The organism is Bacillus sp. OTU2372 (genome assembly GCF_038440275.1).
Taxonomy (GTDB): domain Bacteria; phylum Bacillota; class Bacilli; order Bacillales; family Cytobacillaceae; genus Neobacillus; species Neobacillus bataviensis_B.
In genome coordinates, this window is record NZ_JASATK010000001.1 from 1 (window position 1) to 26587 (window position 26587).

The 26587-nt window shown below is 38.2% G+C and carries 19 protein-coding genes, 17 tRNA genes and 1 rRNA gene; 32 read left to right on the top strand and 5 right to left on the bottom strand.

The window, feature by feature from the left end; genetic code table 11:
* Nucleotides 1-125 precede the first annotated feature (125 nt).
* The 18 genes from rrf (at nt 126) to AAHB15_RS00090 (ending at nt 2198) form a co-directional block, all read left to right on the top strand.
* Nucleotides 126-241 (top strand): 5S ribosomal RNA (gene rrf, locus AAHB15_RS00005).
* An 11-nt stretch (nt 242-252) separates the two neighbouring features.
* A tRNA-Asn gene (locus tag AAHB15_RS00010) sits at nt 253-327 on the top strand.
* 6 nt (nt 328-333) lie between these two features.
* Nucleotides 334-425, top strand: a tRNA-Ser gene (locus AAHB15_RS00015).
* 10 nt (nt 426-435) lie between these two features.
* Nucleotides 436-510 (top strand) — tRNA-Glu (locus tag AAHB15_RS00020).
* Between the two features lie 38 nt (nt 511-548).
* Nucleotides 549-624, top strand: a tRNA-Val gene (locus AAHB15_RS00025).
* A gap of 160 nt (nt 625-784) precedes the next feature.
* A tRNA-Met gene (locus AAHB15_RS00030) sits at nt 785-858 on the top strand.
* 3 nt (nt 859-861) lie between these two features.
* Nucleotides 862-938 (top strand) — tRNA-Asp (locus AAHB15_RS00035).
* Nucleotides 939-944: 6 nt separating this feature from the next.
* Nucleotides 945-1020, top strand: a tRNA-Phe gene (locus tag AAHB15_RS00040).
* 13 nt (nt 1021-1033) lie between these two features.
* Nucleotides 1034-1106 (top strand) — tRNA-Thr (locus AAHB15_RS00045).
* 29 nt (nt 1107-1135) lie between these two features.
* Nucleotides 1136-1220, top strand: a tRNA-Tyr gene (locus AAHB15_RS00050).
* A gap of 5 nt (nt 1221-1225) precedes the next feature.
* Nucleotides 1226-1299 (top strand) — tRNA-Trp (locus tag AAHB15_RS00055).
* 11 nt (nt 1300-1310) lie between these two features.
* A tRNA-His gene (locus AAHB15_RS00060) sits at nt 1311-1386 on the top strand.
* Nucleotides 1387-1411: 25 nt separating this feature from the next.
* A tRNA-Gln gene (locus AAHB15_RS00065) sits at nt 1412-1486 on the top strand.
* Nucleotides 1487-1490: 4 nt separating this feature from the next.
* A tRNA-Gly gene (locus AAHB15_RS00070) sits at nt 1491-1565 on the top strand.
* Between the two features lie 8 nt (nt 1566-1573).
* Nucleotides 1574-1647: transfer RNA gene (locus tag AAHB15_RS00075), tRNA-Cys, on the top strand.
* A 33-nt stretch (nt 1648-1680) separates the two neighbouring features.
* Nucleotides 1681-1766, top strand: a tRNA-Leu gene (locus AAHB15_RS00080).
* A 21-nt stretch (nt 1767-1787) separates the two neighbouring features.
* Nucleotides 1788-1868: transfer RNA gene (locus AAHB15_RS00085), tRNA-Leu, on the top strand.
* Nucleotides 1869-2124: 256 nt separating this feature from the next.
* Nucleotides 2125-2198 (top strand) — tRNA-Gly (locus tag AAHB15_RS00090).
* 146 nt (nt 2199-2344) lie between these two features.
* On the opposite strand, the gene AAHB15_RS00095 is transcribed toward AAHB15_RS00090, so the two are convergent.
* Complete coding sequence (locus AAHB15_RS00095; protein WP_335574055.1) at nt 2345-3016, bottom strand: B3/B4 domain-containing protein; 672 nt, start codon at nt 3014-3016, stop codon at nt 2345-2347.
* 109 nt (nt 3017-3125) lie between these two features.
* On the opposite strand from AAHB15_RS00095, the gene queG reads away from it, so the two are divergent.
* From queG to AAHB15_RS00130, 7 genes are all read left to right on the top strand, one after another.
* On the top strand, nt 3126-4259 hold the full coding sequence (gene queG, locus AAHB15_RS00100; RefSeq protein ID WP_342041518.1) for a tRNA epoxyqueuosine(34) reductase QueG: 1134 nt from the start codon (nt 3126-3128) through the stop codon (nt 4257-4259).
* Between the two features lie 84 nt (nt 4260-4343).
* Nucleotides 4344-5225 carry an amidase domain-containing protein gene (locus AAHB15_RS00105; protein ID WP_335574053.1) on the top strand — a complete coding sequence of 294 codons (882 nt, stop codon included), beginning with the start codon at nt 4344-4346 and terminating at the stop codon, nt 5223-5225.
* Between the two features lie 63 nt (nt 5226-5288).
* The gene (gene trmL, locus AAHB15_RS00110; protein ID WP_420491189.1) at nt 5289-5762 is read left to right on the top strand and encodes a tRNA (uridine(34)/cytosine(34)/5-carboxymethylaminomethyluridine(34)-2'-O)-methyltransferase TrmL; all 474 of its coding nucleotides are present in this window, start codon (nt 5289-5291) and stop codon (nt 5760-5762) included.
* A gap of 59 nt (nt 5763-5821) precedes the next feature.
* Nucleotides 5822-6571 (top strand): oxygen-insensitive NADPH nitroreductase, encoded by a 750-nt coding sequence (gene nfsA / locus AAHB15_RS00115; RefSeq protein ID WP_335574051.1) that lies wholly within the window; start codon nt 5822-5824, stop codon nt 6569-6571.
* 547 nt (nt 6572-7118) lie between these two features.
* Nucleotides 7119-9014, top strand: a complete 1896-nt coding sequence (locus tag AAHB15_RS00120; protein WP_144568398.1) for a PrkA family serine protein kinase — start codon at nt 7119-7121, stop codon at nt 9012-9014.
* Between the two features lie 293 nt (nt 9015-9307).
* Nucleotides 9308-10477 carry a sporulation protein YhbH gene (gene yhbH, locus AAHB15_RS00125; RefSeq protein ID WP_098529663.1) on the top strand — a complete coding sequence of 390 codons (1170 nt, stop codon included), beginning with the start codon at nt 9308-9310 and terminating at the stop codon, nt 10475-10477.
* Between the two features lie 209 nt (nt 10478-10686).
* The gene (locus tag AAHB15_RS00130; RefSeq protein ID WP_335574050.1) at nt 10687-11673 is read left to right on the top strand and encodes a CAP domain-containing protein; all 987 of its coding nucleotides are present in this window, start codon (nt 10687-10689) and stop codon (nt 11671-11673) included.
* A 28-nt stretch (nt 11674-11701) separates the two neighbouring features.
* Here AAHB15_RS00130 and AAHB15_RS00135 read toward each other — a convergent pair whose 3' ends face one another.
* From AAHB15_RS00135 to AAHB15_RS00145, 3 genes are all read right to left on the bottom strand, one after another.
* Nucleotides 11702-12973, bottom strand: a complete 1272-nt coding sequence (locus tag AAHB15_RS00135; RefSeq protein WP_335574049.1) for a HAMP domain-containing sensor histidine kinase — start codon at nt 12971-12973, stop codon at nt 11702-11704.
* A gap of 132 nt (nt 12974-13105) precedes the next feature.
* Complete coding sequence (locus tag AAHB15_RS00140) at nt 13106-14635, bottom strand: diguanylate cyclase domain-containing protein (RefSeq protein WP_342041519.1); 1530 nt, start codon at nt 14633-14635, stop codon at nt 13106-13108.
* Nucleotides 14636-14806: 171 nt separating this feature from the next.
* Nucleotides 14807-15466 carry an FMN-dependent NADH-azoreductase gene (locus tag AAHB15_RS00145; RefSeq protein WP_335574047.1) on the bottom strand — a complete coding sequence of 220 codons (660 nt, stop codon included), beginning with the start codon at nt 15464-15466 and terminating at the stop codon, nt 14807-14809.
* A gap of 350 nt (nt 15467-15816) precedes the next feature.
* On the opposite strand from AAHB15_RS00145, the gene AAHB15_RS00150 reads away from it, so the two are divergent.
* On the top strand, nt 15817-17220 hold the full coding sequence (locus AAHB15_RS00150; protein ID WP_335574046.1) for an MFS transporter: 1404 nt from the start codon (nt 15817-15819) through the stop codon (nt 17218-17220).
* A 293-nt stretch (nt 17221-17513) separates the two neighbouring features.
* A complete protein-coding gene (locus tag AAHB15_RS00155; protein ID WP_342041520.1) occupies nt 17514-18899 on the top strand; it encodes a glycoside-pentoside-hexuronide (GPH):cation symporter in 1386 nt (461 codons plus the stop codon).
* A gap of 59 nt (nt 18900-18958) precedes the next feature.
* On the opposite strand, the gene AAHB15_RS00160 is transcribed toward AAHB15_RS00155, so the two are convergent.
* Nucleotides 18959-20152 (bottom strand): ROK family transcriptional regulator, encoded by a 1194-nt coding sequence (locus AAHB15_RS00160; protein WP_335574044.1) that lies wholly within the window; start codon nt 20150-20152, stop codon nt 18959-18961.
* Nucleotides 20153-20426: 274 nt separating this feature from the next.
* Between AAHB15_RS00160 and uxaC the strand changes: the two genes are divergently transcribed.
* From uxaC to AAHB15_RS00185, 5 genes are all read left to right on the top strand, one after another.
* A complete protein-coding gene (gene uxaC / locus AAHB15_RS00165; RefSeq protein WP_342041521.1) occupies nt 20427-21830 on the top strand; it encodes a glucuronate isomerase in 1404 nt (467 codons plus the stop codon).
* 124 nt (nt 21831-21954) lie between these two features.
* Nucleotides 21955-23367, top strand: coding sequence for an NADP-dependent phosphogluconate dehydrogenase (gene gndA / locus AAHB15_RS00170; protein ID WP_144568406.1), 1413 nt, complete (start codon nt 21955-21957; stop codon nt 23365-23367).
* 238 nt (nt 23368-23605) lie between these two features.
* Nucleotides 23606-24505, top strand: a complete 900-nt coding sequence (locus AAHB15_RS00175) for an AraC family transcriptional regulator (RefSeq protein ID WP_342041522.1) — start codon at nt 23606-23608, stop codon at nt 24503-24505.
* Nucleotides 24506-24538: 33 nt separating this feature from the next.
* Nucleotides 24539-25426, top strand: a complete 888-nt coding sequence (locus AAHB15_RS00180) for a sugar phosphate isomerase/epimerase family protein (RefSeq protein WP_335574041.1) — start codon at nt 24539-24541, stop codon at nt 25424-25426.
* 1 nt (nt 25427) lies between these two features.
* Nucleotides 25428-26585, top strand: coding sequence for a Gfo/Idh/MocA family protein (locus tag AAHB15_RS00185; RefSeq protein WP_335574040.1), 1158 nt, complete (start codon nt 25428-25430; stop codon nt 26583-26585).
* Nucleotides 26586-26587: the final 2 nt, after the last annotated feature.

The following is a 26587-nucleotide window of genomic DNA, read 5'->3' on the forward strand; positions in this document are numbered from 1 at the left end:
TGTTTTATGATTAAACTCGTTTTTGCTTCTTCTTCTACATTATCTAGTTTTGAGAGAATGAAAAAAATTTTTTCTCTTGCAAAATATGAAAAAGACATTATAATAAAATAGTGTCGAGAAAATAGTCTGGTAATAATGGCGAGAAGGTCACACCCGTTCCCATACCGAACACGGAAGTTAAGCTTCTCAGCGCCGATGGTAGTTGGAACTTTGTTCCTGTGAGAGTAGGACGTTGCCAGGCTGTAATATTATTCCGCAGTAGCTCAGTGGTAGAGCTATCGGCTGTTAACCGATCGGTCGTAGGTTCGAGTCCTACCTGCGGAGCCATTTTATGGAGAGCTGTCCGAGTGGCCGAAGGAGCACGATTGGAAATCGTGTAGGCGGGTAACCCTGTCTCAAGGGTTCAAATCCCTTGCTCTCCGCCATAATATATCGGGCCCCTTGGTCAAGCGGTTAAGACACCGCCCTTTCACGGCGGTAACACGGGTTCGAATCCCGTAGGGGTCACCAATGTTTTTTTCTAATATCGAAAATAACTCTTATTAAATGGAGGATTAGCTCAGCTGGGAGAGCATCTGCCTTACAAGCAGAGGGTCGGCGGTTCGATCCCGTCATCCTCCACCATAATATTTAAGTTTCTATTATCGCGGGGTGGAGCAACGAGCGTTGCTTCGGTGAATAATCTGCGAGTTGTATCAATCGAGCTTCTGCTTGAATAAGCATTCTGAGATTGATACAGTCCATGTAAACTTGGAGCATGGAAGAACTATATATTTTCTATTATCGCGGGGTGGAGCAGTCCGGTAGCTCGTCGGGCTCATAACCCGAAGGTCGCAGGTTCAAATCCTGTCCCCGCAATTCGGTCTGGTAGTTCAGTTGGTTAGAATGCCTGCCTGTCACGCAGGAGGTCGCGGGTTCGAGTCCCGTCCAGACCGCCATATGATGGCTCAGTAGCTCAGTCGGTAGAGCAAAGGACTGAAAATCCTTGTGTCGGCGGTTCGATTCCGTCCTGAGCCACCATTTATAAGGTTTTGCCGGTGTAGCTCAACTGGTAGAGCAACTGAATCGTAATCAGTAGGTTGGGGGTTCAAGTCCTCTCGTCGGCACCTGAAGCTGGCAAGTTTGTTTTTATAGTGGAGGGGTAGCGAAGTGGCTAAACGCGGCGGACTGTAAATCCGCTCCCTCCGGGTTCGGCGGTTCGAATCCGTCCCCCTCCACCATTTATAGGGGTATAGTTTAAAGGTAGAACGAAGGTCTCCAAAACCTTTGGTGTGGGTTCGATTCCTACTACCCCTGCCAATTATATTGTGGCGATTGTGGCGAAGTGGTTAACGCATCGGATTGTGGTTCCGACATTCGTGGGTTCGATTCCCATCAGTCGCCCCATAATATAACCAATTCTTATAAGCATTGGGCTATAGCCAAGCGGTAAGGCATCGCACTTTGACTGCGACATGCGTTGGTTCAAATCCAGCTAGCCCAGCCATTCTGCGGAAGTAGTTCAGTGGTAGAACACCACCTTGCCAAGGTGGGGGTCGCGGGTTCGAATCCCGTCTTCCGCTCCATAATATCCGGCGGCATAGCCAAGTGGTAAGGCAGAGGTCTGCAAAACCTTTACCACCGGTTCGAATCCGGTTGCCGCCTCCAAAATTTCTAAATAAGCAATAGCCATTATATTTTGCCGGGGTGGCGGAACTGGCAGACGCACAGGACTTAAAATCCTGCGGTAGGTGACTACCGTACCGGTTCGATTCCGGTCCTCGGCATTGCTTTAAACAACATAATACGCCGGTGTGGCGGAATTGGCAGACGCGCACGACTCAAAATCGTGTTCCTCTGGAGTGTCGGTTCGACCCCGACCACCGGTATCAGTTGGTTTGAAAAAACGTTTCCCACTAGGAAACGTTTTTTTGTTTTAACTTAAATTATGTTTGAGTGTATTTTTTATTAAATTAGGAATAATAATTAGATAAATAGATTGGCAGAAAAAAATTATTTCTAAAAAAGGCTCTTCAAAATATAAAGTTTGAGGGAAATCGACAAAATTTGCGGAAATCACTTGACTCCTTAATTCAATTTGTGTAATACTTATTAAGTCAGTTCGTTCAATATTTTGTCAAATATGCGGGTGTAGTTTACTGGTAAAACCTCAGCCTTCCAAGCTGATGTAGTGGGTTCGATTCCCATCACCCGCTCCATACATATTAACTAACGCAGTGTATCGTTACATTAAGAGAACGATGCATTGCGTTTTTTTATATTTACAGGAAACAATAACTGGCGGATGACATTTAATTACTATCTGCAGCAAATCAACTGGCAGCTAAACAAAAAGATGCCGATATTACTGGCATCCAACAATTTGATATGAAGCTTCTCCTCCATGTACCTGTGTAAACATGTTCATTAAGGATTCAGTTAACTTGGCAGCATCCTCATCACTGGATGACGGACGCAGATAAATTATTTGCAAGGCATTCCTTGTATTTACCGTAATAGGGGCCTTATCAGAATCAACAAACGGACTTCCAAATGGTCCAGTTGCATCGGAAGACAGAATTAAATGCTCCAAGGAGTTGCTCCTTCCGTTCAAGCCGTTGTATGCCTCGCCCTCCTTCCCAATCCGAATCACCACAGGAGCTTTTAACAGATCATAGTCGTAAACACCGATGGGAACTTGATATTGTAAGGAGAAAAAATTATTAATATCAATCGCACTATGGATAGAAGAAAGATAATTTTGCTTTTGTATCCTTCTAAATAATGCCTCAGCTGAATGACGATATCGGTTAGGATCCTTTCCTGCTTTTTTAAAAATATTTCTCCATTCCTTTATGCCGGGAAGATTTGTTAGCTGCTTGTTTTCCAAATCAAAAAAGATTGATTCTTGGAAAAGCTGGAGCCTGCCTTTCACCATTTGTGGAGAATCTCCTACCGTTATATTTCTATATTCAATTACCCCAATTTTAAAATCGGGTATTAGTTCGCAGATTTCCGCATTAAAACGAATTTCCAACCATTCCACCTCCAAAATTTAATGAAAATAGTTTATCATAAATAGATGTGCAACTAATAATTCAACAACCTAAATAGATAAAAGTCAAAGACGGAAGGAGGAGATAACAGTGGATATTCATGAATTAAAAGAAGAACTTATTGCCTATAGTAAAGAAATCGGTATTGATAAAATTGGGTTCACGACAGCGTCTCCATTTTCCCAATTAAAGAACCGTTTGTTGAGACAACAGGAACTAGGCTATCAATCGGGTTTCGAAGAGCCTGATATAGATAAGCGAGTAACCCCTGCAATGCTGCTGGAAGGTGCTCAGTCGATTATTTCCATTGCTCTTGCTTACCCCGCGAAAATGACAATGCGGGTTGAAAGCAAAAAGGGGGAAAGAAGAGGAATCTTTAGCAGAGCTTCATGGGGGCTTGACTATCATCATATTCTTCGAGACCGGCTCACTAAACTTGAAGAATTTATCATAAATAAAATACCTAATGCCAAGTTGAAATCAATGGTTGATACAGGAGAACTCTCTGACCGTGCTGTAGCAGAACGAGCAGGGATCGGCTGGAGCGGTAAAAATTGTTCCATTATAACCCCGGAATTTGGCTCTTACGTTTATCTAGGAGAAATGATTACCAATATACCTTTCGAACCGGATACACCGATTGAAGACAATTGTGGCTCTTGTACTAAGTGTTTGGATGCTTGTCCAACTGGTGCTTTAATACAGGGAGGTCAGATTAATGCCAATCGCTGCATTTCCTTTTTAACACAAACAAAAGAGCTTATTCCCGATGAATTCCGACAAAAAATAGGGAACCGTGTTTATGGATGTGACTCATGTCAAACAGCATGTCCGATAAACAAGGGGATAAACTTTCATTTTCATAAAGAAATGGAACCCGATCCTGTAGTGGCAAAACCCTTATTAAAACCAATCCTTAAATTAAGCAATCGTGAATTTAAAAAAAGGTTCGGCTCTATCTCAGGAGCTTGGAGAGGAAAGAAGCCAATCCAGAGGAATGCTATTATCGCACTAGCTCATTTTAAAGATGAAAGTGCCGTTCCCGATTTAATTGACGTCTTAGAAACCGAAGCTAGTCCGGTCACTAGAGGGACGGCGGCTTGGGCGCTTGGGAAAATCGGCGGTGAAACAGCTTATGCGGCCTTAAGAAAAGCCAAAGAACTAGAAACAGATATCGAGGTCCAATCAGAAATAGAAAAAGGCTTAAATTTTTATAACAATTAAAGGGCAAACCAATTGGTTTTGCTCTTTTTTAATAGTTAAATCCAACCTTCTTTCATATGTATGAAGGGAAGGGGGTGGATTGTCTTGCGGCATTTACTTCAAGACTTATTTGAAAAACGGGTAAATCAATTTGTTTCTAATAAGCGAAGTCATAAAATATTTTTTCCAAAGGCTGAAATAAAACAGGATTCGGCAGCGAAACGATCAGCAGAGATTGTAAAAGTGAAAGCGGCAGGGAAAATCATCGAAGAGTCTAAGGAGGATGAGTTCCAAACTGTCAAATATCATGCCCACTACCAATATTTAATTAAACAAAATGGAATTCTTTATATGGAAGAGGAAATGGAAGAAAGGTTAGCCAAGTTTTACAAAAATAGCTTAGTAATGGATGAGGAAATTAAGCCGAACCTAGAGCAAGATGATATTCCGACAACAGATACTAGAATCTTGGCTTATGAGAGCCAAGACGAACGGCTAAGCTATGAATATAACCGATTAAAAGCGGTTCAATATGCAGAACGCTGGTGGAATAGCTATAATCCTGCTTATAAAAAGTTTCAGAATGATTGTACCAACTTCATCTCTCAATGCCTTCACGCTGGGGGAGCTCCGATGCGAGGCTATCCAAAGCGGGATGCAGGCTGGTGGCTGCAACATAGTAACTGGAGCTATAGCTGGGCCGTAGCTCATTCTTTAAGGCTATATTTATCAAATTCAAGAAGCGGCCTTCGGGCAAAAGAAGTCAGCAGCCCGGACCAGTTAATATTGGGAGATGTCATTTGTTATGATTTTGAGGGGGATGGAAGGTTCAACCATAACACTCTAGTTACTGGTAAGGATGCTAACGGGATGCCTTTAGTGAATGCCCATACCTATAATAGCCGGATGCGATACTGGGCCTATGAGGATTCATCGGCCTATACTCCAAATATCAAATACAAGTTTTATTCCATCATCGATGAATGATTCTTGAAAGCACGGGACAGAGTGGTATAATTGCTTTTAGAGTTTTAATATGAGGTGAATCTTTTGGCTATACACGTAGTTTTATATCAACCACAAATTCCTTCTAATACTGGTAATATTGCTCGGACATGTGCAGGAACGAATACTCAATTACATTTAATTCGCCCTTTAGGATTTTCTACAGACGATAAGATGTTAAAAAGGGCAGGTTTAGACTATTGGGAACATGTAAATATCACTTATTACGATTCCCTGGATGAATTTTATGAAAAAAATGCTGGTGGTGCCTTTTTTTATATAACGAAATTTGGACAAAAACAATTTACCAGTTTTGATTATAGTGATACGGCTAAGGATTATTATTTCATTTTTGGGCGTGAAACCACAGGCCTTCCAAAGGACATTATTCAAAATAATCTTGATACCGCACTAAGAATTCCAATGATTGAAAATATCCGTTCTTTAAATCTTTCAAATACAGCCGCGATTCTTATTTACGAAGCATTACGTCAACAGGATTATCCAAATCTAAAATAAATTAGTACGGGAGGCCAACAGATAAGGCCTCCTTCTGCTAAAAAGAAAGGATTTTTGCTATGAATGATGTAATCTCAACCATTCTCAACCATCGCTCGATTCGCCATTTTGAGGATAAGCCTTTAACGGACGAGCAAATTCACACGATCGTATCCTGTGCCCAGGCAGCAGCAACATCGAGTTTTATTCAGGCATACTCCATTATTGGTGTGAATGATAAAGAAAAGAAGAAAAAATTGGCTGAATTAACAGGAAACCAAGAATATGTAGAGAAAAATGGGTGCTTTTTTGTTTTTTGTGCAGATCTTTACCGACATACGATAATTGGGGAAAAGGAGCATAAAAACGTGGCCCCATCGCTTGAGAGCACAGAAAAATTTATGGTAGCAATGATTGATACTTCCTTAGCGGCACAAAATGCTGCGATTGCTGCAGAATCTTTAGGGTTAGGAATCTGTTACATAGGTGGAATTCGCAATAACTTGGAAGAAGTGAAAAAACTTTTACACCTACCGGACCGAGTGATTCCATTGTTTGGGCTTGCTGTGGGCTATCCGTCTCATATTACAGATAAAAAGCCAAGACTTCCGCTTAAACATGTTTTTCATGTGGATCAATATGAACAGGATATGGAGAGATATAATGGTCAACTAGATGAATATGACCAGTTGATTTCAGATTATTATGAGACAAGAACAAACGGGCAAAGAAAGGATCGCTGGACCCAACAAATCGCCAATATGCTTTCGAAACAAAATAGAATGTATATGAAAGAGTTTATACAAAAAAATAAGCTCGATTTACACTAAAAAATGACTGCCAGCAAGTGGCAGTCATTTTTTACGAGATAAGAAAGTATAAAAGGTTTTAACTTCGAGAATTGTCCAGCTCCAGCGCCTAGCCCCTCGAGGTCACAAGTCAATCCGTACAAAAGGTTAAAAGGCAACCTTTCGGCCGGCTTGTCTTGTGCTTGTCGGGGCTGACCAAGGCGCTTGCGCTTTTCTTATTTATTAGTACCAGGTTTGTCGTTATACCCCGCTGTGAAGATAGCTGCCAAAAACGCAACCATTACTAAAATAACGATGAAAGTATTCATGTTATGTATTGCCCCCTTTGTCCCGTTTTTAAATAAGATTGTTTAGCTAAAGGACTACTTGATAAGTGGAACCCGCTAAACGGACGCTTTTCTGACACATACAATTTTATTATAGCCTAAGATTTTAAAATGAAAAGAGCAATATTCCTTTTAATGAAATAAAAAAGATAGACAATATCTCGAAATGGTTACGCATGTTCAAGTCTTTTAGTGCATAGAGTATATTAATCGTCTCTGATAACCTACAGGGGGAGGGCCATATGGACATTTTAAAAAAAATCGAGAGGTACCGTGAAGAAGAGGAAAAACTTCGCTGGGAAGGAACATTCGCTGACTATTTATTGTTGTTGAAGGAAAAGCCGTGGGTAGCACAATCTGCACATTCTCGAGTTTATAATATGATCAGGGATGCAGGAATTGAAGAAGTTAAAGGGACGAAGCAGTACAATTTCTTTAGTAATCAATTATTTGGCTTAGAAGAGTCGCTAGAAAGACTTGTTGAAGAATACTTCCATCCTGCTGCCAAAAGGCTGGACGTAAGAAAGCGGATTTTACTATTAATGGGTCCGGTGAGCGGCGGTAAATCTACCCTTGTTACCATGTTAAAAAGAGGGTTAGAAAACTACTCACATACGGATAGGGGTTCCGTTTTTGCCATCAAAGGATGTCCAATGCATGAAGATCCCTTGCATTTAATTCCGCATCATTTGCGGGCAGATTTCTTTGAGGAATATGGGATTCGAATTGAAGGAAACTTATCTCCATTGAACATGATGCGCTTAGAGCAGGAATATGGAGGTAGAATTGAAGATGTTTTAGTGGAAAGAATATTCTTCTCAGAAGATAAGCGGACTGGTATTGGAACCTTTAGTCCGTCTGATCCAAAATCTCAAGATATTGCTGATTTAACAGGAAGTATTGATTTCTCGACCATTGCAGAATATGGCTCAGAATCAGACCCAAGGGCCTATCGCTTTGATGGAGAACTAAATAAGGCGAACCGAGGGATGATGGAATTTCAAGAGATGTTAAAGTGTGATGAGAAATTCCTCTGGCATTTATTATCACTAACTCAAGAGGGGAATTTTAAAGCAGGCAGGTTTGCCTTAATTAGTGCTGATGAGCTAATTGTTGCTCACACTAATGAAACAGAATACCGTTCCTTTATTTCAAATAAGAAAAATGAGGCACTTCATTCTAGGATTATTGTGATGCCGATTCCTTACAATTTAAAGGTGTCTCAGGAAGAAAGAATTTATGAAAAGATGATTAATGAGAGTGATGTTTCGGATGTTCACATTGCACCGCATACGTTAAAGGTTGCTGCGATGTTTACGATCTTAACCCGCTTAAAGGAACCGAAAAAGGGCGATATTGACCTGCTGAAAAAAATGCGTCTCTACGACGGTGAGAATGTAGAAGGATTTAATTTGGCAGATGTGGAAGAACTGAAACGCGAGTATCCAGATGAAGGGATGAGTGGAATAGACCCTCGTTATGTTATTAATCGCATTTCATCGACCATCATTCGTAAAGAAGTACCGTCCATTAATGCCTTAGATGTATTAAGATCGTTAAAAGACGGACTTGACCAGCATCCATCAATTACGGCTGAGCTGCGAGATCGGTATATGAATTACATCTCATTAGCGCGGAAAGAATATGACAATATTGCCAAAAACGAAGTGCAAAAGGCGTTTGTATACTCCTATGAAGAATCAGCTAAAACATTAATGGATAATTACCTTGATAACGTTGAGGCTTACTGCAATAAAGCAAAGCTGCGTGATCAGTTAACAGGGGAAGAAATAAATCCGGATGAAAAACTAATGCGTTCGATTGAGGAGCAAATCGGTATCTCTGAAAATGCTAAAAAAGCCTTCAGGGAAGAAATTTTAATCAGGATTTCTGCTTTTGCAAGAAAAGGCAAGCGGTTTGATTACAATTCCCATGATAGGCTCAGGGAAGCGATTCAAAAGAAATTATTTGCTGACCTTAAGGACGTTGTTAAGATTACCACTTCATCTAAGACACCAGATGAGCAGCAATTGAAGAAAATTAATGATGTTGTCGCTCGCTTAATTGATGAACATGGCTATAATTCGACATCAGCAAATGAATTACTTCGCTATGTAGGAAGCTTACTAAACAGATAATTTGGGTTTAAAATAGTACGGACTGGCAGATAAAACACTGTCAGTCTCTTTTTTTCCAATAAATAAATTTCTATTAACCTAATCTTTTAGACAAAAATTTCTCTATGTGTTTATCTTGTCCAATTAATAGGCAATCAACCAATTGTCAAAATTATTTGTAAATTATTCGCTACTTCTGCATAGGATAAAGTAATCCATCATTTAATTGATTTTTTTCATTCGCGTTATTTTATGTATTTGTTAAAAAAATTGTGCAGTATGGAGTAAATTTTTAATTTAATAAGGAGGGGTTTATAGTGACTGTCGATAACCATCAATTTGTGATTTCTAGAGAAGATTGGTCCCTCCACCGTAAAGGCCACGATGACCAACAGCGCCATCAAGAAAAAGTCCAGGAGGCAATCCGCAACAATCTTCCAGAATTAATTACAGAAGAGAGTATTATTATGTCTAATGGTCGCGATATGGTGAAAATTCCAATTCGTTCATTGGACGAATATAAAATTCGCTATAATTATGATAAAAACAAACACGTGGGCCAAGGTGACGGTGAGAGTCAAGTCGGTGACGTAGTAGCAAGAGACGGTTCGAGCGGGCAAAAGGGGCCAGGAAAGGGTCAGGGTGCAGGTGATCAAGCAGGAGAAGACTATTTTGAAGCAGAAGTATCTTTAATGGAACTAGAGGAAGCACTATTTAAGCAATTAGAGCTGCCGAACTTAAAGAAAAAAGAGGAACAAGAACATCTAGTAGAAAATATTGAGTTCAATGATATCCGGAAAACCGGATTAATGGGAAACATCGATAAAAAACGTACGATGATGTCTGCTTTTAAGAGAAATGCGATGAGTGGCAAGCCTGCTTTCCACCCAATTTACAAGGATGATTTAAAGTTTAAGACTTGGAATGAAGTAGTGAAACCTGATTCAAAAGCGGTTGTGATTGCGATGATGGATACCAGCGGTAGTATGGGAATTTGGGAAAAATATATGGCCCGAAGCTTTTTCTTCTGGATGACACGGTTTTTACGAACAAAATACGAAACAGTAGAAATTGAATTTATTGCTCATCATACTGAGGCAAAAGTAGTTACAGAAGAAGACTTTTTCTCTAAAGGGGAAAGCGGTGGAACCATTTGTTCATCCGCCTATCGAAAAGCTTTAGAAATCATTGACGCTAAATATAATCCACGGAAGTTCAACATTTATCCATTCCACTTTTCTGACGGTGATAACTTAACATCCGACAATGCCAGATGCGTGAAGCTCGTAGAGGAATTAATGAAAGTATCCAACATGTTCGGCTACGGAGAAGTAAATCAATATAATCGCCATTCCACATTAATGTCAGCCTATAAAAACATCAAGGATGAACAGTTCCGATATTATATACTCAAGCAAAAAGCAGATGTTTTCCATGCGATGAAAAGCTTTTTCCAAAAAGAAGAATCCAAATTATACGCTTGAAAAAATTGACAGGAGAATACTCCTGTCAATTTTTTTTGCGTTGTGCGATAGATAAAATAGGGTAAAAATGGCTTTGAGAATTGTCTAGCTACAGCGCCTTTTTTCCCTGATCAAGGCGCTTACGCTTTTCAGACATTACCAATAATACTTTCCCTAAAAAAACTAACAATAAAAAGGCAAGATCATTTTGAAAAGAGGGGGTATTACCGTTGATAAAAAAACCAGTTGGATTACTATTAACAGCAGTCCTTACGATGGGGCTCGCTGCTTGTAATAATGATAACCGTAATGATATAAATGACCGTACAGACAATCGTGTCGGATTTGATTCAAATGACAGAAATAATCGTGTTGTAAATGTTCGTAATAATCGAGATAATGGCATCGATCATAACGGACCACTTACAGAGGATTATTCAAACCGTAACAATAATGAACCTGATTTAGATACAAATCTCTTTAATGATAAGCGAAAAGTCAAAAGGAATAACGATGATACGATTTCTGCCTATTATACAAACTTAAATAGCAGTCAATATCCACACACTCAAGCCGTTTTAATTAGAGATGCGAAATATCAGTATATTACGGTGGATCCTAGACAAAAAAACTGGTTCCAATTTGGCTTTATTCAACCAGGACAAACGAATACACAGCAGCAAAGACCTGCGGCACAGGCACCAGCTCAACAGCAAACAACACGGCAGGCACCGAACCAAGCACCTGCCCAACAGGCGACACCTGTACCTAGACAGCAGCAGACCCAAGCACCAAGTGGTGCTGCACAAAATCAAAATAATACGGTAACGTCAGGAACTGTGAGCCAATATGTCCAACAGGTCATCGATCTTACCAATCAACAAAGAACTAAAAATGGTTTGCCAGCCTTAAAAGCCGATACACAGCTTAGTGGTGTTGCTCAAAAGAAGGCAGTGGATATGCAGCAAAATCATTATTTTTCGCATACCAGTCCGACCTACGGATCTCCATTTGACATGATGAGAGACTTTGGCGTCACTTATAAGTCTGCAGGTGAAAATATTGCTCAAGGACAACGAACACCACAAGAGGTAGTAACCGCTTGGATGAATAGTGAAGGTCACCGTAAAAATATTTTAAGTGCTAACTTTACACATATTGGGGTAGGATTCGAACAAACGGGAAAAAACTGGTCCCAAATGTTTATTGGCAAGTAAGAAAAAACAAAAAACAAACCGACAGATTCTAAACTCTGCCGGTTTGTTTATTTCCTTTAATCGGAATGGTTGGGAATTGAAAGTGAAAAGTGGTTCCTTTTCCAACATCACTTTCCACCCATATGGATCCATCCATGGCTCTGACAATGCTATAAACCACCATCATGCCCAAGCCAGTGCCATTTTTTCCTTTGGTAGAATAGAATGGTTCCCCTAACCGTTCAAGCTGCTGTGGAGACATTCCAACCCCGGTATCCTTTACCTTAATGGTTACATCATTTTGACTATATTCGGTAGAAACATGTAAATATCCGCCATGCGGCATTGATTCTATCGCATTTTTCAGAACGTTTACAAAGCATTGTCTAAACTTTTGTCCATCTCCTTTAATAAATCCTATTATGGAAAAGTCAGTGATAATTTCAACTGAATTTTGGTTTGCTATAGGCTGCAGAATACTGATAATTTGCCGGAGTTCGCTTTTTACATTTAGTTCTTCAAGAGATTCGAGTGCGGGTTTTGCAAATGTCAAATAATCCTGAATAACCCTCTCAGCCGAAAATAATTCTTCCTTAACGATTGCTAGATATTCCTTTCTTTTTTGTCTTGATAAATAATCGTCTTGCAACAGTTGAACAAATCCACTTGCCGCTGTTAGTGGATTTCTAATTTCATGGGAGATAGCAGCCCCCATTTGCTCGACTGCCTTTAATTTCTCCGCCTTAATAAGCTCTTGCTGCATCTCGTTAGTCTTTCTTATAAATTCAATTCCATAGGAAATGATGCCAATACCTAGAGACGGGATTACAAGATAAGCAAACCATGCATCAACAAGGTTGAGCGGTGCATCATCAAAACTCATACCCAGCACTGTCAGTATACCAAGGATCATTCCCATGCATATGGTGCATAAAATTCGCCGGGCGGGAGCTTGTTTAAAAAACCAAGGGTGGAAGCGCCATAGGATAAATGCAAGTGGAATATAAAGAGCCAGGGTTTGCCAAAAGCCAATATTGATTCCATAAAATCCTCTTATAGCAACCATGGCTCCGATCAGTATAGGCCCGATACCGACATATAAACCGCCAAGAACTAAAGGAATCATTCGTAAATCAAATCTAGCGTATGAAACAGGTGCGTAGGAAAATTGAATGCATAACCATATCGTTAAAATAAACAATCCTATGTAAGAGGGCTTTGATAGGGAGAATTTTTTACTTTTTTCAAGATATAATAAACCAACAAATAGTAAAATAATCATAAGAGAAAGATTGAAGAAAAGGTGTTTCGTGATTTCCATTTTCTCACCATCCATAATGAGCTCATAGGAAAATTTTACATTTAATTTTGGCAAGTTACAACAAAATTCGCAAAATATTTTGAAAAAGTGACATATGCATAGTTAATATAAAAAAATAAACCTGGAAGCGATTCACGTTGGAATCCTTCCGGGTTTTTCGTTTATAGAAATGGTATTTCTGCCTCGTGTTTTAGAAAGGTATAAAGCAGAATCAGCTTCTTTAATTAATGAATCGGGAAGGATTGATTTGGTAGGATACATGGTGGCAATTCCAATGCTTAAAGTAATAATATCCGCTATTTCAGAACTTTTATGAGGTACTTTGAGTGAATGAACCGTATCTTTAAGCTGCTGTGCTGCTTGCAACCCCTTCTCTCTGTCTGTAGAAGGCAAAATCAGTGCAAATTCTTCACCGCCATATCGACAAAATGCATCTCGTGAATGTTCTGGAAACAACTGATTAACTGCTTGAGCAATCGTCTGTAAACACCAGTCTCCTTTTAAATGACCATATGAATCATTGTATTTTTTAAAGTAATCTATATCAAACATAACTAACGTAATTGGTGCATGTTGGTCTAGTGCATTAGACCATTCGCTAAGAAGGGTTTCATCGAAAAAACGGCGATTAGCGATTCCTGTTAACCCATCCATATAGGATAAACGGTTTAGCAGTTCATTTGCTTCTTGGAGCTTTTGTTCAGTTAGTTTTCTTTTTGTAATATTTCTTGAAACGATGATGACTTTTTTCTCGCCTTCTTCTTGATAAGGAACACTTTTTAAAGTTGATTCTATCCAAACGTAGTCACCAAACTTGGAACGGTAGCGATAAGTAGATTCGGCTGAACCTCTTTGCAGTGCTCTCTCGAACATGTTATTTGTTCGTTCAACATCGTCAGGATGAATAAAGGTCTCCAATCTTTTTCCTAAAAGCTCGGGATATTCAAATTGAATGACCTCTCTTACTGCTGGTGATATGTAAATATATTCTGATTGATCATTGTGCATGGTAATCATGTCACTGGAATACTCTGCAAGTAAACGAAAGCGTTCTTCGGTTTCTTTTACCCTGATAAGGCTATGTTTTAATTGACTTTGAGTCTCATTGGAATCGACGACAAATACAAAAAAATGATATCCAAACAAACCGCCTGCCAATGAGATAAGATTATGCATGGTTAACACATTTCTAAGGATTTCTGAATTATCAATACGGATCATGAAGATAATTGATATGATCACTAAACCGCATAGATTCATTATAAAAGCTTTTGCGGTGCGATGAATATTTAAGGCTGAAATAAAGCCGCAAACAATTCCTGTTAAAAATGCCCCACTGGCAGGAAGAATAGCAGAACTGTTGAAACCAAATAGTATAATTCTTCCGATAGCGATTAGTATGGCTGCAATAATTGCCGGAATATACCCGCCGAACGCTCCTGAAATCACTATCGCCAAGTGGCGTAAATCTGCATAAATGTTCGGACTAACCTGTATAGAAAACGACATTAAAACATTTCCAAGAATTCCAAAACATATCCCCCAATAAAGCTTAGAGGATAAGGGTGAGGTTGGATATAATGGCTTGTCTTTAAATAACACACCCATTAAAGAAAAAGAAGCAATTAAGAGTGCTGCATTTGAGACGAAATCTTTGAGCATGTAATTTCTCCTGAAATAGAATAAAAGTAAATGTTATGGTACCATATTTTTGTCGAATAATGACAAAGCATTCCAATTATACTATAATTTTGATATTTTTAACAAAGCAGTTAGGAAAACAAAGTGAAATAAAAAAGCTTCCTTCAAAAAGGAAGCTATCTTAACTCTGTACTAAACTTGAACCAATTCTTTCGAAAATACTTTTGCTGCTATTCGTGCATTTCTTTTACCTTGTTCCAGTAGTTCAGGTACTCTTTGCGGATTTAAATCAAAACCTTCGGCCACAATAGTATCACTTACTTCCATTCCTAAGAAGCGGAGAGCAATTTTTAAGTATCGATCCCCCGACTCCAATTCCTGCATTGGTGTTCCGGTATACTGGCCGCCTCTTGTTTGAATATGAATCGCCTTCTTATTAGATAAGAGACCTTTAGGGCCATAAGCAGTATGAACAAAAGTTTTTCCAGAAATAAATAAATTATCAATATAAGCCTTTAATATTGCAGGTGAATTCAAATTCCACATAGGGGAAACAAATACATAATAGTCATACGTAATAAACTCATCGGCAAGAGCATGCATCTTTGAAATTTTTTCTCGTTCCGATTCTAAAAGTTGATCAAGTGTATATCCATAACCTGCTAACTTTCCTCTAGCCGAAACCAAATCTGCATCCATTTGTGGAAATTCAAACGTAAACAAATCTATTCTGTTAATCTCAACATCCGGACATTCTTCCTTAAATACTTCTAGAAATGCTTCCCCAATTTTTAGCCCTTTTGATTTCTCTAAACCTTTTGGGTTTGCAGTAACATATAGTAATTTTTTCATATTAAGTCCCAACCTTCATAGTTAATAATACTTATTACTCCAATTATAGAAAAAATACAGTTCGTCAATATTGAACAATTGGTGAACTTCATGAATATTAAGTGACATGGAGATGTTTGGGAACCTGAAAAGACATTTAAAGATTGGCAAAATTTATTATACAAACGCTTACAAAAAGTTGTTGACTCCCTATATAGCGGATGATAAGATAAGGGTACACTAATTAGTTAGTTCAATAAACTAATTAATGGAATCTCGAGATGCAATTTATATTTTTTATTTAAGTATTTTTGAAAAGGTTTCCAAACTCACAAACTCAAACACTTAAGAAGATTATGGAGGGGAAAAAAATGGGTCAATCGGCACAAAAAGTAGAGACAAATCCAACTGCTGAATTCAGAAAGTTTGGTATGAAAGATAAACTGGGTTATATGTTTGGTGACTGGGGTAATGATTTCTTCTTTATTCTTGTAGCATCTTTCTTAATGGTTTACTATACAGATGTTTACCATTTGAATCCGGCTGTAGTCGGCGGATTATTCTTTTTTGCACGTTTGTGGGATGCAGTAGCAGATATTTCGTGGGGACGCTTTATTGATACAAGAAAAGCAGGGAAAAATGGAAAGTTTAGGCCATGGATTTTTAGAATGGCATTTCCACTAGTTATTGTTGGTGTGTTAATGTTTGTTCACATTCCTGGTATGTCAGATGGATTTTATCTTGCGTATGCATATGTAACGTATATTTTATGGGGAACATTGTATAGTACAGTAAATATTCCTTATGGATCAATGGCTTCCGTAATTACAGGTGATCCCGTTGAACGTACAGCTCTATCAAGCTGGAGAACATTAGGTGCAAATTTAGCAGGTTTAATTATTAACGTTGTTGGTCCTCTTATTTTGTTTGTAAACAATAAAGCAGATGCTAATCACTTCTTACTAGGTGCGGTTATTTTCGGTATACTTGCACTCGCTTGTTATATTGCTTGTTATAAATTATCGATTGAACGTATTGTCATGGATGAAACCACTAAACCAAAGATGAACTTAGGACAAACTATGAAGGGTCTTGTTAAAAACAGACCATTAATCTGGTTCCTTCTTGCTTCCTTATTGTTCATGATTTGCTTCATGTTAATTGGTGCTGTAAACGTTTACTTATTTAAAGATTACTTTGGAAATGCTAAAGCATTAAGTATGGTTGGTCTTCTTCAATCCGTAGCTGTATTTGTTGGTATGCCAATGGTGAAACCGTTAGTTGCGAAGTTTGGTAAGAAAGAAGTGGCTTCAGGCGGTCTATTACTTGCTGCTCTTGTATATGGTGTTTTATATTTCCTTCCAAATTTAACGGGAACACAATTTATCGGAATCTTAACAGTCGCTATGTTTGGTTATGGTATCTTCAATCTTGTTATTTGGGCTTTCGTTACAGACGTTATTGATTATCACGAGTATTTAACTGGTTTACGTGAAGATGGAACCGTTTACTCTATCTACTCAATGGCCCGTAAAATTGGTCAGGCAGTTGCAGGCGGATTGGGTGGTGCAGCCATTGGAGCAGTGGGTTATAATGCAACACTAAAAGCACAATCAGCTGAAACACTTCAGGGGATTCATACACTTGGAACGCTAGTACCCGCAATTACACTAGCTGTGGTGTTCCTAATTATTGTATTCCTATATCCATTAAACAAAAAGCGTACAGCACAACTTACCATTGATTTAGCTGAAAAGAGAAAAGGCAAAAATTAATTCATAGATCATCATGGAGATAGCTAAGATCCTTTAGCTATCTTTTTTTGTTTATCATTATTAATGATCTTTAGATTAAATCAATAAACTACTAGAATGAAAAAAATGTTGATAAACGCTTCCAAATTGGTATTGACGAATTATAAAGAGTGGTGTTATTCTAACTATGCAGCCAATTAGTTAGTTCAATAAACAAATTAATTAAACCGTTTTCCTTAAAAAATCTGCCTTCTATTATTGGTAGTTTTGTAAAGGGTTACAGGTAAGAGTAAATTACTTCACATGAGGGGAAGATGAACACAATGGATAATAGTGGCTCAAAGAAATTAACCTTAAAAGAGAAAGTTTCATACGGTTTAGGTGACGTCGGTAATGGATTTATGTTTGATATGGGGCAAATTTATTTGCTCAAGTTTTATACCGATGTGTTAGGAATTTCGGCTTATTGGGGAGGACTAGTATTTTTAGTTTCGAAAATTTTTGATGCGTTTGCAGATTCTACTGTCGGTGCCTTTGTGGATAAACGGAAGATAGGTAAAAGAGGTAAGTTCCGGCCGTTCATCTTATTTGGATCAATCCCACTTGCCATTATGACAGTCATCTCTTTCATGGCACCTGACTTTTCAGGCACCGGAAAAATTGTATTTGCGTTTGTTACTTATATGGCATTTGGGTTGGCCTATTCGATTGTGAATATTCCTTACGGATCACTCGCGGCTTCTATGACCCAAGATTCTGTTGATCGTGCCTCTCTTGGATCTTTTAGAGCCATTGGCAGCCAATTTGCAATGCTCATTTCTGGGATGGTCGTAATCCCAATTGTTTTATATTTTCCAAACCAAAAATTAGGATATACCGTGGGAATTGGTACTATGGCATTAATAGGGGTTATCTTCCATTATATTTGCTACCGTAATACAAATGAAAATGTAATCAGGGAGCCTAAAGTAGAGAAAGAAAAAGTTCCGATGTCAAAACTTTTTAAATTATTGCTTAGTAACAGACCGCTTATTGCTCTTTGTTTTGTTTGCTTATTTATGGTAGCAGCAAGTAACCTGCGTACGGCTGTTCAGTTATATTACTTGCAGTATAATTTAAAGAATACAGGTCTTATGACATTGCTTTCTTTTACTAGTATTGGAATCGCTGTCATTGGTTCGTTTTTTATTCCAGCACTTGTTAAAAGATTAGGAAAAAAGAATACATTCATCATGGGTCTTTTAATTGGAATTGTCGCAGATGCCTTGAACTTTCTTTTACCAGCAAGTGTACCAGCTTTCCTTACATTACTTTCAATAGGAAGCCTGGGTCTAAGCTTCGCGATGGGGTTACCATGGGTTATGGTGGCAGATGCAGTCGACTATCACGAATGGAAAACAGGACAACGGACAGAAGGGATTGTATACTCAAGTTACAGTTTTTTCCGTAAGTTAGCACAGGCACTAGCTGGTTTTATTCCAGGCGTTGCCCTTGGGTTAATCGGATATGTTCCAAATGCAGAGCAAACTGTCGGAACACTCCTTGGAATCAAAGGGTTAATGTTCCTCGTTCCAGCCGGACTAAACTTAATTGCAGCAGTAATTTTAATTCTTGTTTATAATTTAACAGAGGATCTTTATATAAAGATTATTGATGAACTAAAAAATAAACCAAAAACTAATGATAGTTTAAGCGCTTAATTGACATGAAAAACCCCCTTCCAGCAATAGCGGAAGGGGGTTTTTCTCGAAGAATCCCCTTAAATGGTTGCGCTTCCATCTTTATCTGTTTTCAAATGAAAAGGTAAATTTAACATGGGAACATCAAGAAATTGCTTGATCGCAAGGGCGCAGGCTCCAAGAATGCTTGATTTCCTGCCAATTGATGAGATCCTCAATTCACGGTAATGGCTGATAGATGAGTTCAGATTTTCTCTTATTTTCTTGAGAGAATCTGGATACATACGCAGAAGTTTACTATCAAGCACAATTACATCTGGGTTATACATGTTAATCATATTATTCAAACCAATTGATAAATAGAAAATAAATTGCTCCATTACATCAAGTACTTCTTCATCGCTTTCATTTAGCCATTCTTGAATTTGTTCATAAGTCAATTTCTCAATCTGTCTTTTTTCGGACAGATATTCAAAAATACTTGATTCTGATGCATATTTTTCCCAGCATCCTTTATTTCCGCAATTACACGGCTTACCTCCAGGAACGACAATCATATGACCAATTTCTCCTGCATACCCTTCGTGACCACGAAAAAAATCATTATTCATCATCATGCCAAGACCGATTCCTGAATAAAGGGTTGTACATAATAAATTGTCTGTTTCATGATGTAGAAATACACGCTCTGCAAAAGAGCTGAGATTGGCATTGTTTTCAAGATGAATCGGGATACCGATTTCTTTTTCTAAATCACTTTTTAAATTCATTTCATGCCATTTCAGCCGCGGAACATAGTGAATGATCTCTTCTTTTGATACCAAACCATGGATCGCGATAACTATTCCAACAATCCCATAGCGGCTTTCATTAAAATCAGCTTTGAAACTTTTGATTTGTTCAACCAGCAGCAGAAGAATGTCTTTATAGTCTGTAGTATTTATTTTGACACTATTTGATGAGATTGGACAACCAAGAAGATCTGATATTGTAAATGAAATTTCTCCATAATCAAGATCAATTCCAAGTGCATAGCCAGCATGTCCATTCAACGAAAGCATAATCGGTTTTCTTCCAACTGTATAATGCTCAAGATGGGTCTCTATAATGAGACCTTCTTCTAATAGATCTGCTACCTGGGCTGAGATGGTGGCTCTCGTCAGGTTAGTGGCTTTGGATAGATCGGCTCTTGATATCATGCCTTCTTTAACAATTTCTCTAATAATGAGAGAGCGATTAATTTTCTTTATGTATGCCGCATCACCGGTAACCATTTATATCCTCCATTTCGGGCATTTCCTTTTGTGTATATTCCTATTATATCAGTTCTTTTTAACAAATGACTGTTATAATTCAATTAATTACTAAATAGTTAATTGACTAAACATATTAAACGTGTTAAATTATCTATGTAATTAATTTGTTTATTAAACAAATTAAAGAAGTTGATGAACTTTAGTTTTTAAAAAAAGATATATTAACAATTCTGTAAGGGTTTACAGTGGGTAAGCTAATGATATGAATTTAAAGTAAAAGGAGAGAATTTCAATGAAAAATTTTATGGATCAGCACTTTTTGCTAGATACAAAGACGGCGATTAAGCTTTATGATAAAGCCGCAGCTGAGGCACCTATATTTGATTTCCATTGTCACTTGGATCCAAAAGAAGTATGGGAAAACAAGTCATATGAAAATATAACTCAGATTTGGCTGGGTGGAGACCATTATAAGTGGAGAACTATGCGGATGCATGGCATTGGCGAGCGCTACATTACAGGTGATGCCACTGATTGGGAAAAGTTTGAAAAGTGGGCAGAAACGGTTCCGCATTTAATTGGCAACCCTGTTTATCATTGGACTCACTTAGAATTAAAAATATTCTTCGGAATTGATAAGGTATTAAGTCCAGAAACAGCTCGTGAAATTTGGGAAGAATGTAATGAAAAATTACAGAAGCCTGACTTCAGTGCAAGAGGGCTAATTGAGAGATCAAACGTAAAGTTTATCGGAACAACTGATGATCCAATTTCTGCTTTAGAATACCATCAACTATTGCAAAATGATGAAACTTTTAACACAATGATTGCTCCAACATTCCGTCCGGATGGTGCGCTTTTTATTGAACGTCCAACTTTTACAAGCTGGCTTGAAAAATTGGCAAATGTTTCAGGTATTAAAATAGATTCCTTAGATGGGTTTTTAGCAGCAATGAAACAACGAGTTGAGTATTTTCATGAAAATGGGGGCCGTGCCTCTGACCATGATATTCAAAAAATGGAGTACGTAGAAACAACTAAGCAAGAGGCTGAAGCCATTTTTAATAAACGTGTAAGCGGTGAACAACTTTCAAATAAAGAATTGACTGCTTATCGTATTTTCCTCTTAAAGGAACTTGGAAAAATGTATGCAGAAAAGAAGTGGGTTATGCAGCTTCACATGGGAGCCATGCGGAACAATAACACAAGAATGAAAGATCTGCTTGGAACAGATGTAGGATTTGATTCAGTTGGAGAAGCTAATATGGCGGAGGGCTTATCTCGATTCCTTGATGCCCTTGACCAAGAAAAGGCACTTCCAAGAACTGTTTTATTTAACTTGAACCAAAAAGATAATGTCGTGTTAGCGGGAATGATGGGGAATTTCTATGAAGAAGGTGTTCCTGGAAAGGTCCAATTAGGTTCTGGCTGGTGGTTTGTTGACCATATCGATGGTATGGAAAGACAAATGAAAGATTTTGCAAATGTGGGTGTACTAAGCCATTTTATTGGTATGCTGACAGATTCTCGCAGTTTCCTTTCATATGCACGTCATGACTATTTCCGTAGAATTTTATGTAATATCCTTGGAGATTGGGTGGAAAAAGGGTTAGCACCAAATGATATGAATCACATGGAGAAAATGGTTCGGAATATTTGCTATGATAATGCTGAACGCTTCTTTTTGGAACGCTAAGTGTGCTGACGGATTTTCATTATTTTGATTATTATTTTAAATTATAAAAAAATAAGCACTTTTTTATTGTCATAAAGGAAAGAATATGGTTATCTATAAAGAATAACAACGAAAGAGGGATAGTATGTCAAAACAACAAATTGGTGTAATTGGTTTAGCAGTAATGGGAAAGAACTTGGCCTTAAATATTGAAAGTCGTGGATATTCAGTTGCTGTTTTTAACCGCTCATACGATAAAACAGAAGCATTCTTAAAGAATGAAGCTGAAGGAAAAAACTTTGTTGGTGCTCATACAGTAGAGGAATTTGTGAATTCCTTAGAAAAGCCACGCAAAATTTTATTAATGGTTAAAGCTGGTACCGCTACTGATGCAACAATTGATTCTTTAAAACCATACCTTGAAGAAGGCGATATCCTAATTGATGGAGGAAACACATTCTTCCAAGATACAATTAGACGTAACAAGGAATTAGCGAATGCTGGCTTCCATTTTATTGGTACAGGTGTTTCCGGAGGAGAAGAAGGGGCACTTAAAGGTCCTTCTATTATGCCTGGTGGGAATAAAGAAGCATACGAGCTAGTCCAGCCTATTTTAGAGGCTATATCAGCTAAGGTTGGGGGCGATCCATGCTGCACCTATATCGGACCAAACGGTGCTGGTCATTATGTGAAAATGGTTCATAATGGGATTGAGTATGGAGATATGCAATTAATCTCTGAAGCGTATTTCATTTTGAAAAATGTTCTAGGCTTAAATGCGGAAGAACTTCATAACGTATTTTCTGACTGGAATAAAGGCGAATTAGATAGCTACTTAATCGAAATTACTGCAGATATCTTTACAAAGGTAGACGAAGACACAGGTAAACCAATGGTAGATGTAATCCTAGATACTGCAGGCCAAAAAGGTACTGGTAAGTGGACAAGCCAAAATGCCCTAGATTTAGGAGTGCCACTTCCAATTATCACAGAATCAGTATTCGCTCGCTTTATTTCCGCAATGAAAGAAGAGCGTGTAAAAGCGAGTAAAGTATTAACTGGACCAGAGGTTAAGCCATTTGAGGGAAGCAAAGAAGAATTAATTGAAGCTGTTCGCAAAGCTTTGTACATGAGTAAAATTTGCTCGTATGCTCAAGGTTTCGCCCAAATGCGTGTTGCATCTGAAGAATATGACTGGAACCTTCGTTACGGGGATATTGCGATGATTTTCCGCGGAGGCTGTATCATCCGTGCTCAATTCTTACAAAAGATCAAAGATGCATACGATCGTGATTCGGAACTAGCGAACCTTTTATTAGATCCATACTTCAAGGACATTGTGGAGAACTATCAACAGGCGTTACGTCAAGTAATTGCAGTGGCGATTGAGCGTGGGATTCCTGTACCATCATTTGCAAGTGCAATTGCTTACTATGACAGCTACCGCACTGAAACACTTCCTGCAAATCTTTTGCAAGCTCAGCGTGACTACTTTGGTGCTCACACGTATCAACGTGTTGATAAAGAAGGCGTCTTCCATACAAACTGGATGGAGTAAATACTTCCTTTGTTAAAGTGATTTATAGAGACTAAACTGGCCCATAAGGGTTGGTTGGTCTCTTTTTTTGTACGTTTTGTTTTTGACTGGAATTTTTTTATAAAAAGCAATATAAGACAAAAAAGAGGGATTTTTGAGCATTTTTAGAGAATGATTTTTACTACAGGGTGCAATAAAATAAAAGTATGGTTCGTTGACAAATCAGTTGTTAACGCTTACTTATAGGGGCGTGGAACTAATGGATAAGTTGAGTTCATCTACTTATAGAAGAAAAGTAATGGATGAATGGATAACTGCTTTTTATCGGGTACAAGGTTTAGACAACACATTTAATTTTCACTCACACCAGGAATATGAGATTTATTTTTTTCATTCAGGAGATTGTAAGTACTTAATTAACAATCGAATTTATGAATTACAGCCTGGTGATATTATATTGTTGGATGGGATGACATTGCATAAACCAAATCCAGGTATAGGCAGCACCTACACAAGAAGTATGCTTCATTTTTCACCTACTTGGCTCCGTGAATTGTTGGGTACTCTTGGAATCCCTAATTTATTAGATCCCTTTAAAAAACTTAACAATTGCTTACTACGAACAGGTTATGATGAATCAGGGCAAATTGTTGATGGAAAGATTAAGGAAATAGCAGCTTCGTTGGAACTAATTGATGTAGACCTGCAAAGGACTGGTAAGAAAAATGAGCTATTAGAAGCCGAGGTCAAACTTGAGTTAATTCAATTATTGTTAAGAATCTATAAGATGAGTCAGAAGGAATTATCTCAAATACCGAGCAAAAAGACGGATAAGGAAGCTCATGCTGAGTCAATTGCATCCTGGATTAATGCACACTATGTCGAAAAGGTTAGTTTGGAGCGTATAGCGGCAGAATTAAATCTCAGTAAGTATTATACCTCACATGTCTTTAAGGAAGTTACAGGTTTTACGGTAATGGAATATGTAATGGGGTGCCGTCTCAACCAGGTGAAGTATCTATTGGAGATGGAACCCAATCTCACTCTAACAGAGGTCTCGCAGTCAGCTGGATTTGAGAGCGTCGCTCATTTTAGTCGTTATTTTAAAGAAAAAATGGGTAAAACACCGTCACAATACCGGAAGGAAAAACTAAAGTAAAAAATCCGCGTTATAGAAGGAGGAATAGGGAAAATGGATAATGATTTATTGATTTCCGGTTTTTCGGATGAAATCTCTTCTGATTTTGATACACAGCTTGAAGTGGTAGCAAAATTAGGGATGCGTTATATATCCTTACGGGGCGTAGATGGAAAAAATATTGGTGATTTTACTGTGGAAGGGATAAGAGAAAGTGTCCAGCCACGGCTTCAAAGAGCAGGGATTGGTGTTTCTTCGATTGGATCGCCAATCGGTAAGGTGTTCATCAATGATGAAGAGGGATTTGCCAAACAAAAGACCATGTTAGATACACTTTGCCAGATTGCTAACTTATTAGATTGTAAATACATCCGTATTTTTAGCTTTTATATTCCAAAAGGTGAAGAAGCTGACAACTACAGAGATGAAGTAATTGGCAAAATAAAAGAGTTTGCAGCTATTGCAGAAAAATTTGGTGTTATCTTATTACACGAAAATGAAAAGGACATTTATGGGGACATTGCTAGACGCTGTCATGAGATTTTAAAAGAGGTTGGCTCTGACCATTTTAAGGCTATCTTTGATTTTGCTAACTTTGTTCAATGTGGTGAGGATACCCAGGAGTGCTTCGATTTATTAAAAGATGAAATCGTCTATATACACATCAAAGACGCTGTCACAACAGATAGTCAAAACGTGGTCTGCGGTACGGGAGAAGGTAAAATACCTGAAATTTTGGCACAAGCAATTCAAAGCGGTTACAAAGGCTTCCTAACCCTTGAACCTCATCTTGTTCGCTTTGATTCTTTAAAGGACTTGGAACTGGAAGATGCTGCAGAGATTATTAAAGATAACAAAGGCCTTGATGGTGCAGGTGGATACAAACTTCAATATGAGTCACTATTAAATATTCTTGAAAAAATAGAAAGCGGGGAAAAATAAAATGGCAAATGTTAGATTAGGAATTATTGGCTTAGGAGCACAAGGTGGGGCTTACGCAGGATTTCTAGCAGATGGAAAAGTAAAAAACATGGTTCTTGGGGCAATCTGTGACAATGACCCAGCCAAAAAGGAATTGGCAGCAGAAAAATATCCTGAAGTTCCATTTTATGATAATTATATCGATATGCTTGAAAGCGGTAAAGTTGACGCTGTAGTAACTTGTGTTCCACATTACCTTCACCCTGAAATGGGAATTGAAGCACTAAAAAGAGATATCCATGCATTGGTAGAAAAACCAGCAGGTGTTTATACAAAACAAGTAAGAGAATTAAATGAATTTGCTGCAACAAAACCAGAATTAACCTTTGGAATTATGTTTAATCAACGGACAAATCCACTCTATCAAAAGGTGAAAGAGATTATTGATAATGGTGAAATTGGCCAAATTCGCCGTACAAACTGGATCATTACGACTTGGTGGAGACCACAAGGCTATTATGACCAAAGCGCATGGAGAGCAACATGGGGCGGTGAAGGCGGCGGTGTCCTTGTCAATCAGGCACCACACCAAATTGATTTGCTTCAGTGGATTTGTGGTATGCCTAAAAAGGTCTATTCTAATGTAAAATACGGCTACCAAAGAAATATCGCTGTAGAAGATGAAGTAACGACAATCTTAGACTATGGTAATGGCGCAACAGGAGTATTTATTACGTGTACGCACGATATTGTGGGAACTGACCGCTTTGAAATTTTAGGAGATAAAGGAAAAATTGTTGTTGATGATAGCAAAAAAATAACCGTTAAACGTCTAAAAAAATCTGAATCTGAAATGAGCGCAACAATGAGCTGGGCAGATGTAACAAAGATTTTCATGGGTCAGGGCTTATCTGAAATATATACAGAAGAAGTAATTGAATTTGAAAGTGTTTGGGGCGGTCAGCATATTGCTGTAATGGAAAACTTTGCAGCGAATATTGTGGAAGGAACTCCACTACTTGCACCTGGCAGTGACGGAATCAATGGCGTTGCCCTGGCAAATGCAATCCACCTATCGAGCTGGTTAGGTAAAGAAGTAGAACTTCCAATTGATGAGGAGTTATACTTTGCAGAGTTGAGTAAAAAAGTGGAAGAAGAAAAAGAGAATCCAATTAAATAATC